The 14,393-nt window shown below is 73.5% G+C and carries 13 protein-coding genes; 7 read left to right on the forward strand and 6 right to left on the reverse strand.

Annotation, left to right across the window (positions count from 1 at the left end):
- Positions 1-183: acyl-CoA dehydrogenase family protein (locus ACWGB8_RS24465; protein ID WP_452215714.1), on the forward strand; the 183-nt coding region annotated here is incomplete at its 5' end.
- Between the two features lie 47 nt (positions 184-230).
- Here ACWGB8_RS24465 and ACWGB8_RS24470 read toward each other — a convergent pair.
- Both ACWGB8_RS24470 and ACWGB8_RS24475 read right to left on the reverse strand, forming a co-directional pair.
- A complete protein-coding gene (locus ACWGB8_RS24470) occupies positions 231-683 on the reverse strand; it encodes a serine O-acetyltransferase (protein WP_452215715.1) in 453 nt (150 codons plus the stop codon).
- A gap of 108 nt (positions 684-791) precedes the next feature.
- Entirely contained in the window at positions 792-2,183 is a 1,392-nt protein-coding gene (locus tag ACWGB8_RS24475) for an LCP family protein (protein ID WP_452215716.1), read from the reverse strand.
- Between the two features lie 238 nt (positions 2,184-2,421).
- Between ACWGB8_RS24475 and ACWGB8_RS24480 the strand changes: the two genes are divergently transcribed.
- The 4 genes from ACWGB8_RS24480 to ACWGB8_RS24495 all read left to right on the forward strand — a co-directional run bounded on the left by ACWGB8_RS24480 (position 2,422) and on the right by ACWGB8_RS24495 (position 6,892).
- The gene (locus ACWGB8_RS24480) at positions 2,422-2,499 is read left to right on the forward strand and encodes a putative leader peptide (protein WP_380237219.1); all 78 of its coding nucleotides are present in this window, start codon (positions 2,422-2,424) and stop codon (positions 2,497-2,499) included.
- Positions 2,500-2,632: 133 nt separating this feature from the next.
- Positions 2,633-3,187, forward strand: a complete 555-nt coding sequence (gene ssuE, locus ACWGB8_RS24485; protein ID WP_452215717.1) for an NADPH-dependent FMN reductase — start codon at positions 2,633-2,635, stop codon at positions 3,185-3,187.
- Positions 3,188-3,514: 327 nt separating this feature from the next.
- Positions 3,515-4,303: an ABC transporter ATP-binding protein gene (locus tag ACWGB8_RS24490; RefSeq protein WP_452215718.1), complete on the forward strand. Its 789-nt coding sequence runs from the start codon at positions 3,515-3,517 to the stop codon at positions 4,301-4,303.
- Between the two features lie 18 nt (positions 4,304-4,321).
- The gene (locus tag ACWGB8_RS24495) at positions 4,322-6,892 is read left to right on the forward strand and encodes an ABC transporter permease (protein ID WP_452215719.1); all 2,571 of its coding nucleotides are present in this window, start codon (positions 4,322-4,324) and stop codon (positions 6,890-6,892) included.
- A gap of 79 nt (positions 6,893-6,971) precedes the next feature.
- Here the strand turns inward: ACWGB8_RS24495 and ACWGB8_RS24500 are convergent, their stop codons facing one another.
- Entirely contained in the window at positions 6,972-8,438 is a 1,467-nt protein-coding gene (locus ACWGB8_RS24500) for an LCP family protein (protein ID WP_452215720.1), read from the reverse strand.
- A 175-nt stretch (positions 8,439-8,613) separates the two neighbouring features.
- Between ACWGB8_RS24500 and ACWGB8_RS24505 the strand changes: the two genes are divergently transcribed.
- On the forward strand, positions 8,614-9,654 hold the full coding sequence (locus ACWGB8_RS24505) for a glycosyltransferase family 2 protein (protein ID WP_452215721.1): 1,041 nt from the start codon (positions 8,614-8,616) through the stop codon (positions 9,652-9,654).
- Positions 9,655-9,710: 56 nt separating this feature from the next.
- Positions 9,711-10,328, forward strand: a complete 618-nt coding sequence (locus ACWGB8_RS24510) for an acyltransferase (protein WP_452215722.1) — start codon at positions 9,711-9,713, stop codon at positions 10,326-10,328.
- A gap of 7 nt (positions 10,329-10,335) precedes the next feature.
- On the opposite strand, the gene ACWGB8_RS24515 is transcribed toward ACWGB8_RS24510, so the two are convergent.
- The 3 genes from ACWGB8_RS24515 to ACWGB8_RS24525 all read right to left on the reverse strand — a co-directional run bounded on the left by ACWGB8_RS24515 (position 10,336) and on the right by ACWGB8_RS24525 (position 14,310).
- Complete coding sequence (locus ACWGB8_RS24515; protein WP_452215723.1) at positions 10,336-11,976, reverse strand: LCP family protein; 1,641 nt, start codon at positions 11,974-11,976, stop codon at positions 10,336-10,338.
- Positions 11,977-12,162: 186 nt separating this feature from the next.
- On the reverse strand, positions 12,163-13,482 hold the full coding sequence (locus ACWGB8_RS24520; protein WP_452215724.1) for an LCP family protein: 1,320 nt from the start codon (positions 13,480-13,482) through the stop codon (positions 12,163-12,165).
- Positions 13,483-13,518: 36 nt separating this feature from the next.
- A complete protein-coding gene (locus tag ACWGB8_RS24525) occupies positions 13,519-14,310 on the reverse strand; it encodes a TIGR03089 family protein (protein ID WP_452215725.1) in 792 nt (263 codons plus the stop codon).
- Positions 14,311-14,393 lie beyond the last annotated feature (83 nt).

Below are 14,393 nucleotides of genomic sequence, written 5' to 3' on the forward strand. Positions count from 1 at the left end.
GCGAAGTGCTTCGCGTCGGATGCGGCGATGGAGATCACCACGGATGCGGTGCAGTTGCTGGGCGGGTACGGGTACACGCGGGACTACCCGTTGGAACGGATGATGCGGGACGCGAAGATCACGCAGATCTACGAGGGCACCAACCAGATCCAGCGCATCGTGATGGCCCGCAACCTCCCGTAGCGGCGCCCGGGTGCCGCGCGAGGAAGCCCGCGCGGCACCCGCCGCCCTCAGGCCGCCGCGGCCACCGCGGCCCGCATGCCCACCTTCCGCGCCGGGACGCCCGCCCAGACCTCGCCCGGGCCGGTCGAGCGGGTGAGCACCGCGTTCGCCCCGACGATCGTCCCGGCGCCGACCGTCAGCACGCCCTCCTTGCAGACCACCTTGGCGCCCGCGCACAGCACCGCGCCGTCCTCGACCACCACCCGGCGCATCCGGCTCTGCTCCTGCGGCACCCACGGGTCCGCGCGCCCGATGGTCACGCCGTTGTAGAGCGTCACGTCGGCCCCGAGCGTCGTGTACGGGTGCAGCACGGTGCCGAAGCCGCGGTGGAAGACGACCAGCCCGGGGCCGATCTCCGCGGCGGCCGGCACCTCCATGCCGTACAGCGCCAGGGCCTCCTGGACGAGCCGCCCGAACAGGCGGTGGCGGCGGCGGTAGACGAGGGCGGTGACAAGAGACATGCGCCCATTGTGTCGGCGCCGTCACACGTGGTCACCTCCGTGCGCAGAGCGTGCGGAGCGCGAAGGGGGCGGGCCGCACCCGGCGGCCCGCCCCCTCCCGCTGCCCGACTACTTGAAGTCCGGCACCGCGGTGTCGTTCCTGAACGCCTCGAAGACCTGCTTGGCCTTGGCGGAGTCCCACTTCACCGCGGACTCGCCGGTCGAGGTGCGGAAGTTCGGGTCGGCGATCGGCACGGTGATGCTCCGGCCGCCGCCGCCGTTGACGTCCTTCATGGCGAGGAAGAGCGAGCCCAGGTCGGTCAGGCCGGCGTCCTCGTCCACGATCAGGGTGCCGAGGCCCGAGTCGACCAGCGGGTAGAAGGTGAACGGGTTCAGCAGCGTGGTCGGCGAGGCGGCCTGCTTGGCCAGTGCGCCGAGGAACTTCTGCTGGTTGCGCATCCGGCCGAGGTCCTGGTCGGCCATCTGGTGGCGCTGGCGCACGAAGGCGAGCGACTGGGTGCCGGTCAGGGTCTGGCAGCCGGCCTTCAGGTCGAGGCCGGAGTCCCGGTCCTTGATGTCCTGCTCGATGCACATGTCCACACCGCCGACCGAGTCCACGATGCCGACGAAGCCCGCGAAGCCGATCTCCGCGTAGTGGTCGATCCGCAGGCCCGTGCTCCCCTCGACCGTCCGGGCGAGCAGCTTGCCGCCGCCCGAGGCGAACGCCGAGTTGATCTTCGCGGTGGTGGCCTTGACGGTCTTCCCGTTCTCGTTCACGTGCTCCGGGATCGGCACCCAGGAGTCGCGCGGGATGCTCATCAGGGTGTTCCCGCTGTCCCCGACGTGCAGGATCATCATCGAGTCGCTGCGCTTGCCGGCGCTGCGGCCGGTGTGCAGGTCCTCCTGCTCGGCATCGGTCAGGCCCTTGCGGCTGTCCGAGCCGACGATCAGCCAGTTGGTGCCCTTCCCGGCGGCGGGCCGGCCCGGGTAGTCGACGAGCACGTTCTCGTGGTTCAGCTTGGAGTCCGCCCAGAACCAGGTGGACACCGTCGTCACCATCAGCGCGACCACCAGGCCGACGATCGACCACTTGACGATCCGGCGCCGCGGCCAGCGGGTGGCCGTACCGGCCGGCCGGCCGTCACCGGGGCCCGAAGGACCGCCCGGCCCGCCCGGACCCGCGGGCCCGCCCGGCCGGCCCGAGCCCTGCGGGGGCACCGTGGGCCGCGCCGGGGCCTGGCCGCCCTGCGGCTGCCCGTACGTCTGCGGGGCGCCGAAGCCCTGCTGCTCGTCGCCGTAGCCCCGGTCGCCGTACCCCTGCCGGGGCGCGCCCTGCGGAGCGGCCGGCTGCTGCCCGTACCCCCGGGGCGCCGCAGCACCCGGGCCGCGCGGGTTCAGCGAAGCCGGCAGGGGCGGCTCGGCCGCGCCGCCGCCGTGCCCGTAGGCGCCGCCGCCGTTGCCGCCGCTCCCGCCGTGCGGGTTCCCGCCGCCGCCCGGGCGGCCCTCCTGCCACGTGTTCATGTGGGAGAGGATGCCCGACGCCGGATCCGGTGACTCCCCCCGGGGCCCCCACCGGACCGCTTGTAGCCGTTTTGATGCAGGCGGGGGACGGTCCGGACGCATGTTCGCCGGATCGTGCACGGGCGACCGGCGCCGCGCCGCGGCCGACCGCCGGACCGTCCCACCCCTCGCACGCCCGCCGCCCACCAGCTGGGACCGACCTTGACCGGCCCGAAGAGCGCGTGTTTGCATGACGGCCATGGATCAGCGAAGGACTCTCACGCGTCGGCGCCACGTCGACCTGCAGCGTGTGTCCTGTTCGCTCTGTCGCGGCTGACGCCCGACCGTCGCACACCTCCGCGCCACCGCTGCCCGCGCAGCGTCCTTCCCGCCGTCCCGGCCCGCCCGCGCCACCGTCGCCCCGGGCCCGTCCGGACGCGCCTCCGCTTCCTGCCCCAGAGGTGAAATCCATGGCCACCGTCCTGTCCGTCTCCGGTTCCCCCTCGGCGACCTCCCGCACCACCCGCCTGCTGCGCCACGTCGACGCCCGGCTGGAGGCGCACGGCCACCACGTCGTCCCGTTCGAGGTCCGCAGCCTGCCCGCGCAGCCGCTGCTCGCCGCGGACACCTCCCACCCGGAGATCGCCGCCGCCCTGGAGCTGTTCGCCCGGGCCGACGGCGTGGTGATCGGCACCCCCGTCTACAAGGCGGCCTACTCCGGCCTGCTCAAGACCCTGCTGGACGTGCTCCCGCAGTACGCGCTGACCGGGAAGGCCGTCCTGCCGCTGGCCACCGGCGGCTCCACCGCGCACGTCCTCGCGGTGGACTACGCGCTGCGCCCGGTGCTCAGCTCGATGGGCGCCGGCCACATCACCCAGGGCTGGTTCGTGCTCGACCGCGACATCACCGTCCGGGACGACGGCGGCACCGCGATCGAGCGCGGGACGGACGTCCTGCTGACCCCCGTGGTCGACGCCTTCGCGGCGGCCCTGGACCGCTTCGCCCAGCCCGTGCTGGCCTGCTGAGAAAGATACTGACGAGTCGTCAGTCCGCCCCGTACGGGCCCACCCCGAGACGGGTGGGCCCGACCCCTAGGGGGAGGGCGGGGGCACCCCGTACATCTGTGGTTGAGGCGCTTCCTACCGCCGGAGGACGAGGGATCCGCCGCCCGCTCCTAACGTTGTGGTCATCCCCGCTCGTGCGTCGGAACCCCGGGAAACCGGTGGAGCCCGCCGCACCCGGTGGGTGGGGCTGACCCCCGGTCGAGAAGGGGTGCCTGCGCCATACCGGCGCACGCACCGGCTCGGAGAGGCTGAGGGTCTACGGGTGGGCCCACTTCTTAGGAGACTCCAGTGACGACGGCAGCAGCAGCCGTGTACGACCCCCAGCTCCCCGGCGGCGCCTCCGCCGTCGCGGCCTCCGCACGGCAGGTCACCAAGGCGTACGGCACCGGCGAGACCCGGGTCACCGCGCTCGACGCGGTCGACGTGGACATCCAGCGCGGCCGGTTCACCGCGATCATGGGCCCCTCGGGCTCCGGCAAGTCGACCCTGATGCACTGCCTCGCGGGCCTCGACACCGTCACCGAGGGCCGGATCTGGATCGGCGAGACCGAGATCACCGGCCTCAAGGACAAGCAGCTCACCAAGCTGCGCCGGGACAAGATCGGCTTCATCTTCCAGGCCTTCAACCTGCTCCCGACGCTGAACGCGCTGGAGAACATCACGCTCCCGATGGACATCGCCGGCCGCAAGCCGGACACCGCCTGGCTCGACCAGGTCGTGGAGACGGTCGGCCTGGCCGGCCGCCTCAAGCACCGGCCCACCCAGCTCTCCGGCGGCCAGCAGCAGCGCGTCGCGGTGGCCCGGGCGCTGGCCGCCCGCCCCGAGATCATCTTCGGCGACGAGCCGACCGGGAACCTCGACTCCCGGGCCGGCGCCGAGGTGCTGACCTTCCTGCGCCGCTCGGTGGACGAGCTGGGCCAGACCATCGTCATGGTCACCCACGACCCGGTCGCCGCCGGCTACGCGGACCGCGTGCTGTTCCTCGCCGACGGCGTGCTCGTCGACGAGATGCACGCCCCGACCGCCGACTCCGTCCTCGAACGCATGCGCCGTTTCGACGGCAAGCGCACCAGCTGAGCGGGGGAACACGGGACCATGCTGCTCAAGACCTCACTACGGAGCTTCTTCGCCCACAAGGGCCGGATGATGCTCTCCCTCGTCGCCGTGGTGCTGTCGGTCGCCTTCGTGTCCGGCACATTGGTGTTCTCCAACACCGCGACCAGCACTTTTGACAAGCTCTTCGCCTCGACCGCCTCCGACATCTCCGTCCGCGCCGCCGACACCGGCATCGGCTCCGACAACGACGAGAACCAGCGCGGCAGGACCGCGACCGTCCCCGTCGACGCCGTGCAGAAGGTCGCCGCCCAGCCGGGCGTGAAGACGGTCATCGGCCAGGTCATGGTGCAGAAGGCCACCCTGGTCAACCCGGCCACCAACAAGGCCGTCGGCCCGACCACGGGTGCCCCGACCCTGACCGGCAACTGGGAGGACATCCCGCGCAACCCGCTGGAGATCACCTCCGGCCACGCGCCGAAGGGCGGCGACCAGATCGTGCTGGACGCCGACACCGCCAAGAAGGCGGGTCTCGGCATCGGCAGCAAGCTGCGCGTCCTCACCGACACCAAGCACGACTTCACCATCGTCGGCATCGCCACCTTCACCACCACCAACCCCGGTGCGGCGATGGCGTTCATGGACACCCCGACCGCGCAGCAGGTCCTGCTCGGCCAGGCCGCGTTCACCTCGGTCGAGGCGTTCGGCGACGGCAGCCGCGACAACGAGCGGCTCAAGGCCGATGCGCTCGGCGCCCTGGGCGGCGACTACCAGGTCAAGACCGCGGCCGAGCAGAAGGAGGAGGGCAACAAGGACGTCGGCGAGTTCCTCGGCTTCATGAAGAAGGCGATGCTCGGCTTCGCCCTCATCTCCGTGATCGTCGGCGGCTTCCTGATCGTCAACACCTTCTCGATGCTGGTCGCGCAGCGCACCCGGGAGATCGGTCTGCTGCGGGCCGTCGGCGGCAGCCGCCGCCAGGTCAACCAGTCCGTGCTGGTCGAGGCCCTGATCCTCGGCGTGCTCGGCTCGACGCTCGGCATCGGGGCCGGCATGGGTCTGGCCCTCGGCCTGATCCAGCTGATGAAGGCCGTCGGGATGAACCTGTCCACCTCACTGGTGATCGGGGCGGACGCGTTGATCTGGGGCTACCTGGTCGGCGTCCTGGTCACCCTGTTCGCCGCCTACTTCCCGGCCCGCCGGGCGAGCAAGATCGCGCCGATCGCCGCCCTGCGCGACCACGGCACCCCCTCCGAGGGTCGCTCCAAGAGCGTCCGCACCATCGTCGGCCTCGTCCTCACCGGCGGCGGCGGCGCCCTGCTGGCGCTCGCGGCCGGCGCCGACACGGCCTCGGCCGGCGGTCAGCTGCTCGGCCTGGGCGTGCTGCTCACCCTGATCGGCTTCGTGGTGCTCGGCCCGCTGCTGGCCACTGCGGTGGTCCGGGTGCTCGGTGCCCTGCTGCCCGCGGTCTTCGGCCCGTCGGGCAAGCTCGCCCAGCGCAACGCGATGCGCAACCCGCGGCGCACCGGTGCCACCGCCGCCGCGCTGATGATCGGTCTGGCGCTGGTGATCGGCACCTCGGTCTTCACCTCCTCGGCGATCAAGTCCACCAACGAGCAGATCGACAAGTCGGTCGGCGCGGACTACATCGTCGACGGCGGCCGGGGCGGCCTCAATGCCGAGATGGTCGCCGCCGCCCGGAACACCCCGGGCATGGACCACATCGTCGAGCAGAAGATCCAGCCCGCGATCTTCACCCTGCCGAACGGCAAGAAGGCCGACGACGTCGCGGTCTCCGCGGTGTCGCCGAAGTTCACCGAGGACTTCCGGATCACCGTGAAGTCCGGCTCGCTGGAGTCGATCAAGCAGGGCTCGATCACGGTCGGCGAGGAGTTCGCCAAGGACAACGGCCTCAAGCTCGGCGACGCGGTCGCCGTCGACTACGGCAAGGGCCGCACCCAGTCGCTGCCGATCGGGGCGATCACCTCGAAGAGCGACTCCCTCTTCCAGGGCGCCTTCTTCACCACCATCGAGACCCTGGGCAAGGCCCTCCCGGCCGAGGACCAGGAAGCCTCCATCGCGCTCTTCGGCAAGGCCGCCGCCGGCGCCGACGTGGCCAAGACCCTCACGGCCCTGCAGGACTCCCTCAAGGAGTACCCGCAGCTGATGATCAAGGACCAGGCCGGCTACAAGGAGCTGGTGCAGGAGCAGGTCAACACGCTCCTGTACATGGTCTACGGCCTGCTCGGCCTGGCCATCGTGGTCGCCGTGCTCGGTGTCGTGAACACCCTGGCGCTCTCGGTGGTGGAGCGGACCCGTGAGATCGGCCTGCTGCGGGCGATCGGGCTCTCCCGCCGCCAGCTGCGCCGGATGATCCGGCTGGAGTCCGTGGTGATCGCCCTGTTCGGCGCCGTCCTCGGCACCGGCCTGGGCCTGGCCTGGGGCGTCACCACCCAGCAGGTGCTGAAGGAGCAGGGGCTGAACTCGCTGGCCATCCCGACCGGCACCATCCTCGCCACCATGCTGGCGGCGGTGCTGATCGGCCTGGTGGCCGCGCTGGTCCCGGCCTTCCGGGCCGGCCGGATGAACGTCCTCGCGGCCATCGCGACGGACTGACCCGTCCCGACCCCCGCAGGGGCCGTCCCGCACCGGGGCGGCCCCTGCGGGCGTTCGCGGCCGCTGCGGTGGCCGGCTTTCAGGGGCAGAGGAACTCGTCGGCGGTGGCGGCGTGCACGGCCGGCGCCGCCGCGGGGGCGGTGGCGGACGGGGGAGCGGCCGGGGGCGTGGAGGCCGGGGCGGCGGGGCCGGTGGGCTGGTAGTCGCTGCCCGCGTACACCTGCAGGGTCGGTCCGAGTCCGGGGACCGCGATCAGTTCGGCGCCCGGCAGCGCGGCGGCGAGCGTCCGGGCCGACTGGTCCCAGCGCGGGTCGTAGCGGACGGCCGTCCGGCCGGGGGAGGAGCCGGCCGGGGCGTTGGAGGCCGCTCCGGTGGTGGCGAAGCCGGCCCGGCGCAGGTCGGCGTCGACCCGGGCGCCGAGTCCGGACGTCCCGGCGGCGTTGAACACCTGGACGTGCACCTGCTCCGGCGCCACCGCGGGGGACGGCCCCGAGGCGGCCGCGGGGGCGGGCGGCGCGTCGGTGCGGCTCAGCGGCCGTCCCTGCCGGACGGCGTCGAACAGGGCCTTCGCGCCCGCGGCGTCCCAGAGCACGGTCGAGCCCCAGCCGGCCACCGGGTGGTCGAGGTCGGCCAGCGGGACGGTCGCGAAGTCGGCCCGGCCGGTCGTGAGGTCCTTCATCCGGTGGGCGAGGGTGAGCAGGTCGTCGGTGCTGAGGTCCCGGTCGGCCTTGACCGCTCCGAGCACGCCGTCGGCGACCCGGGCGAGCCGGACCGGGTTGAGCAGGGCGCCGCCGTCGGTGAGCCCGTGCAGCAGCTGGGCGACCAGCTTCTGCTGGCGGTGCATCCGGCCGAGGTCGGCGCTGCCGTCCACGTGCCGGGCCCGGACGTACTTGAGCGCCCCGGCGCCGTCCAGGGTGCTGGTGCCGGCGGGGAGGTCCAGCCCGGAGTACTCGTCCCTGAGCGGTTTGGCGGTGCACACCCGGACCCCGCCGAGGGCGTCCACGGCGGAGACGAAGGCGGCGAAGTCGATCTGCAGGTAGTGGTCGATCCGCAGGCCGGTGTTCTGCTCGACGGTGGCGACGGTCAGCCCGGGCCCGCCGAGCCCGTAGGCGGCGTTGATCTTGCCCTTGGCGGCCGGCACCTCGCGGCGGGTGGCGAGGTCGCGGTGGGCCGGGATGTCGACGTAGGAGTCGCGGGGGATCGAGAGGACGGTGGCCCGGCCGCCGTCGCCGGAGAGCCGGACGATCATCATGGTGTCGGTGCAGCGGCAGGACTCGCCGCCCGCGTGCAGGACCTCCTTGAGGGTCTTCTCCGGGATGCCGGCGCGCTCGTCGGTGCCGACCACCAGGAAGGTCGTGGAGCCGTCGTCCGCGGGCCGGGCCCGGTCGCCGCTGAAGGCGTCCACCCGGTCGATCGAGCCGACGCCGTGCAGCACCGCCCAGCCGCTGCAGGAGGTGGCGAGGACGGAGAAGGCGATGCCGGCGGCCAGTCGGCGCGCCCATCGGAGGCGTGGTCCGGGAGCGGTGGCGCATCGGGAGACGGGCATCTCTCGGATGGTAGGGGCGGGCCGAGCCGGGCCGGGCGGGGGCGCGCCGGGGCGGGAGGGTACGGTGGGCGCGGTCGGCGGAACGTTCCTCCGACCGGCCGGGTCCGGTGCCCCCGCGCAAAGGGCCAGACCGGGACAAGACGGCGGCCGGTCGGCACCGGTACGGTTGGCCTCGATGAACACCAAGGCTGCTGAGGAGCTGCCGGCGGTCTCTGTGATCATGCCGGTGCTCAACGAGGAACGACACCTGCGTACGGCTGTCCGGCACATCCTCGAACAGGACTACGCCGGGCCGATGGAGGTGGTGATCGCCCTCGGACCGTCCACCGACCGTACCGCGCAGATCGCCGCCGAGCTCGCGGCCGAGGATCCGCGTGTCCGCACGGTCGAGAATCCCACCGGGCGCACCCCCGCGGGGCTGAACGCCGCGATCCGCGGGTCGAGTCATCCGATAGTGGTACGCGTCGACGGGCACGGCCTGCTGACCCCGGGGTACATCACCACCGCGGTCCGGCTGCTCGGCGAGATGGAGGCGGCCAACGTCGGCGGCATCATGTTCGCCGAGGGCGAGACCGAGTGGGAGAACGCGGTCGCCGCCGCGATGACCTCCAAGATCGGGGTCGGCAACGCGGCCTTCCACACGGGTGGCCTGGCCGGCCCGGCGGACACCGTCTACCTCGGGGTCTTCCGCCGCGAGGTGCTGGAGCGGCTGGGCGGCTACAACGAGGAGTTCGTCCGCGCCCAGGACTGGGAGCTGAACTACCGGATCCGCCAGGACGGCGGGCTGGTCTGGTTCACCCCGCAGCTGCGCGTCACCTACCGGCCCCGGCCGAGCGTGAAGGCCCTGGCGAAGCAGTACAAGGACTACGGCCGCTGGCGCCGGGTGGTCACCCGCTACCACCGCGGCTCGGTCAACCTGCGCTACCTCGCGCCGCCGGCCGCCCTGCTGACCGTGCTGCTCGGCACGGTGCTGGGCGTCGCCGTCCACCCGGCCCTCCTCGCCCTGCCCGGGGCCTACCTGCTCGGCATCCTGGGCGGCGCCGCGGTCGAGGGGCGCGGCCTGTCGGCGCGGGCGAAGGCGATGCTGCCGGTGGCCCTGGTGACGATGCACCTCAGTTGGGGCTTCGGCTTCCTCACCTCGCCGCGCTCGCTGGCCCGCAGGGTGATCGGCAGCCGCGCCCCGGCCGCCGCCGACGTGGTCTCCGAGGTCGGCTGAACGCAATTCCCGGACCCGCCCTCCTGCCCCGCCGCCCGGCGCTATCGTCGGGCCCCATGGGGACAGTTGAGGGCGGGTCTGCCGTTGGCGCCCGGATCGAGGCGAGTGCGGACGTGGACGGCCGGGCCGCGATCGGCGCGGGGACGACGGTGTGGCACCTCGCCCAGGTGCGCGAGGACGCCGTGATCGGCGCGGACTGCATCATCGGGCGCGGCTCCTACGTCGGCCCGGGCGTCCGGATCGGGGACCGGGTCAAACTGCAGAACCACGCGCTGGTGTACGAACCGGCGGTGCTGGAGGACGGCGTCTTCGTCGGGCCCGCGGCCGTGCTGACCAACGACCTCTACCCGCGGTCGGTCGACGTCGACGGGCGGTTGAAGCGCGGTGAGGACTGGCACGCCCGGGGCGTGACCCTGCGCGAGGGCTGCTCGATCGGCGGCCGGGCGGTGCTGGTCGCCGGGGTGACGGTCGGCCGGTGGGCGCTGGTCGCGGCGGGTGCGGTGGTGCACCGGGACGTCCCGGACTTCGCGCTGGTCGCCGGGGTGCCGGCCCGGCGGATCAAGTGGGTCGGCCGGGCGGGCGAGCCGCTGGAGCCGGCCGGGGCGGACCGCTGGCGCTGCCCGCGCACCGGCGCGGAGTACCGCGAGGCCGACGGGGAGCTCAGCGAGGTCTGAGGCGGCGCTACTTGGCGCAGACGTCGGTGTCGTCGGCCTGCACCCGCTGGAGGTCCTCGGGGGCCTCGGTGGGGGCGGCGGACGGTGCGGCGGTGGCGAGCGCGTCCTTGCCGAGCACCAGCACCAGCGGGTCCTGGGCGCCGGCCTTCGGATCCTCCCGGAGGGCCGAGGCCGGGAGCCCGAGGGCGGCGGCCAGTGCGGCGGCCCGTTCGGCCCGACCCGGCGGGTGGCTCAGCGAACTGGTCGCCGCGGCGGGGGCGTTGGCGGCGGTGGCGGCCCGGCTCCAGCCCTGGGCGGCCAGCCGCTCGACGGCCTTCTGGGCCTGTCCGGGCGTCCCGGTGCCGTTGCGTACGGTGACCCGGAGGTCCTTGGCGGCGGCGGCCGGAGAGGGGGCGGCCGGGGAGGCGGCGGAGGGACCGGCCGCGGCGGGGGCGTCGGCGGCCGGCGCGGGCGCCGCGGTCAGCGAGCGGTCGTTGGCGACCAGCGAGAAGACCTGAGCGGCGTCCGGCTGCTTGAGGGCCAGCCGGTTGGGGTCCTTGGGGTCGTCGACCACCGGCACGGTGGCGAAGGTGATCTTGCCGGTGTCGACCCCGGCGACGTCCAGGGCGAGGTCCTTCAGCTTGTCGACGCTCCCGATCCCGGAGTCCACCGTGAGCGCCTTGGTGGCGGCGTCGGCGAGCTTCCAGAGCTTGGCCGGGTTGGTCAGGGTGTCGCCGCTCTTGATCTTGCGGATCATCGAGCCGATGAACTGCTGTTGGAGCGGAATGCGGGTCAGGTCGCCGCCGAGGCCCACCGCGTGCCTGGTCCGGACGAAGGCCAGCGCCTGGTCGGCCTGCACCACGTGCCGGCCCTTGCCCATCTTCAGGTGCGAGTCGGGGTCGTCGATGTCCTTGGCCGCGCACACCTCGACCCCGCCGACGGCGGTGGAGAGCGTTTTGACGGCCTCGAAGTCGACCATGACGAAGTGGTCGACCCGAATTCCGGTGATCTTTTCGACGGTCTTCCAGGTGCAGCCGGGATCGCGGCCGTCCTGCCCCAGGCTCTCGTTGAACATGGCCCGCGCGGCGCCCGGGACCGTCTTCCCGTCGGCGGTCCGGCATTCCGGAATGGGCACCATCAGATCGCGCGGAATGCTGAGTACGGTCGCATTGCTGCGGTCCTTGGCGATGTGGAACAGCAGGGTGGTGTCGGCGTGCCCGGCGCTGCCCTCGTCGCCGTACTCCCGGCCCAGGCCCGCCCGGCTGTCGGTGCCCAGCACCAGGATGTTGAGCGCGTCGCCGACCGGCTTCGGCCGCTCCTCCTCGCTGCCCAGCTGCACCTTGACGGCGGTGATGTTGTGGTTGAAGTGCTGGTAGGCGTAGTACGCGCCGCCGCAGCCGGCCACCAGCGCCATCGCGCCGACCCCGGCCGTCCACTTGAGGACCCGGCGCCGCCGACCGCGGCCCGCCCGTCGCCGGCGCGCGGCCCGGCCGCCGGGGTTCGGCCCGGCCTCGCCGGAGCCCTCCCCGCCGGTCGCGGGGGCGGGGTCGGGAGCGGCGGTGCGGCGCTGGTGGGGGATGCCGGGGGAGGGGTCCAGCCGGTACTGGCCGGTCGCGGGATCCAGCACCCACCGGTCGGCGGGATCGACGTCCTGCGGGTTCTGCTGCACGGGGTTCCCTCCCTCCGGTGACACGGTCGGGCCGGGCGCACCGTGCGCGCCGACCCGGACACACTAGACGAGTCGGGTGGGGGGAATGTTCCGCGTGTGATATCCGCCATGCCCAACGGCGCGGATGTGACGGGGATTGTTTCGAGTTCCCAGGTATGTGTACGAATAGCCCGCGCCGACCGCCGGTCAGCGCGCCGTGCAGCCGTCCGAATCGGCCGTCCGGCCCTCGAAGACGGGTGGCACGCTCGCACTGGCGCCCGCCCCCGCCGAGGGTTTCGCACCGGCCGACGGCGCGGCCGACGGGGTGGCGGGCGGTGTTGCGGACGCGGTCGCCCGCGCGGTGGCCGACAGGTCCCCGGCGGCGGCGCCGGCGGCTCCGGAGGCCGCCGGACGGACGGTCACCGGCCGGTCCTCGCGCAGCGCCGTGAACAGCGCGTCGGTCTGCGGCTGCACGAACTCGTCGCGGTCCGAGTCGTAGCGGTAGGGCCGGCGGGGTGCGGTCAGCAGGGCGACGTCCTGCGGCGGGATGCCCCGCAGCTCCTGGGTGAGGTCGTACAGCTCGCCGAGCGAGGAGAGCCCGGCGTCCGCCTGGACGGCGGAGGTCGCCGCGTCCAGCAGCGGCCACAGCTTCGTCGGGTTGAACAGCACCCCCTGCGACTGCACCTTGCGCACCAGCGCCGCCAGGAACTGCTGCTGGCGCCCCATCCGCTGGGTGTCGCTGCCGTCGCCCAGGCTCTCCCGGGCCCGGACGTAGCCGAGTGCCTGCTCGCCGTCGAGGGTCTGCCGGCCGGCGGGCAGGTCCAGCCGGGCGTCCTTGTCGTGGATCGCCTTCGGCACGCAGACCTCGACCCCGCCGACGGCGTCCACCATCGTCTTGAAGCCGGTGAAGTCGACGATCACGTAGTGGTCGATCCGGATGCCGCTGAGCTGTTCGACGGTCCGGATCGCGCAGGACGGGCCGCCCGCCTCGAAGGCCGCGTTGAACTGCATCAGCCGCGGCGCGGTCCGGGTGCCGTCCGGCCGCTCGCAGACCGGAACGGTCACCATCACGTCGCGCGGGATGCTCACCGCCGTCGCGCGCCGCCGCCCGGCGGCCAGGTGCAGCAGGATCGTGGTGTCCGAGCGCCGCCCGCCCACCTCGCCGTACGCGGCGTTGGCGCCGGTCCGGTCGTCGCTGCCGATCAGCAGGATGTTCTCGGCGCCCCGGGCCGCGGCCGTCCGGCTGGGGCGGTCGGCCTCCAACTGGGCCAGCAGCCGGTCGGTGGTGTCGTCCGTCCGGATGTTGCCGTCCAGCTTGCGGTAGGCCGCGTAGAGCAGGACACCGCCGGCCAGCAGCAGGAAGGCGACGGCGCCGGCGGTGATCAGCAGCCACCGCCGGCGCCTTCGCCGGGTCCTTCTCGGGGGGCCGCCCCCGGCCGGGGGGCCGTCGGCCGCGGCTCCGTCGGTCGGGGGTCCGCCCGTGGGCGGTTCGTCAGTCGGGGAGTGCGCGCGGTCGTCCTCGGCCATGGCAGGCATCCCTACCCGCCGGACCGGACCGCCCGGTCACCCGAGGCGCAGTGTCACCCGTTCGGATTCCAGCCGCTTCTCCCACTGGTCCGCGCCGAGTCCGCCGGAGTTCCGGCAGAGCACCACCGAGGCACCGGCCGCCAGCGGGGCCAGCAGCCCGGCCTCCAGGCCCGTCCAGTCGTCGTACGACAGGGTGGAGAGCACCCGGTCGCCCGGATTCAGGCCGAGGCGGGCGGCGCCCTCGCGGGCCAGCGCGACCGTCTGCTCGCCCGTCAGCTTGAGCGGCAGCCCGTCGACGGCGGTCTCCAGCGCGGGGGCGTCCGGGGCGACCGGCGAGTACGGCGCGAAGCGGTCGCCCTGGCCGGGTACCTCGGCGGCGTAGTCGAGGAAGCCGTCCGGGCGCTGCGGGAAGCGTCCGCCGAGCGGGCGCAGCGCGAGGGCCACCCGCTCGCCCTCGCAGGCGTGCGCGGCCTCCAGGCCGTCCGGTCCGCTGACCACCAGGTCGGCGGCGGCCGGGTCGCCGGCGGGCAGCGCGGTCACTCCGACGGACCAGCAGGCCAGCAGCCAGACGGCGCTCTGCCAGTGGGCGGGCAGCAGCAGGGCCGCCCGGTCGTCGGGACCGGCGTTCAGCTCGTCCTGGAGCAGGTTGGCGGTCTTGGCCACCCAGTTGTCGAAGGTCCGGGCGGAGAGCTCGACCCGTTCGCCGGTGGCGTCGTCGTAGAAGGTGACCAGCGGGGCCGAGGGGTCGACGGAGGGAGTACCCCCTCGCAGGTATGCGTGCAGCAGCTCGACGGGGGTGCGGGCATCGGCAGCGAAAGGCGCAGTCATGGTGCGCCCCAGCCTACGGCCTCCGACCTGGCGGCCGGGAGGGTGGCAGGGGTGCCGGATCCGCCGTGGCGTCAGTTCCCTTT

The organism is Kitasatospora sp. NPDC054939 (genome assembly GCF_053610105.1).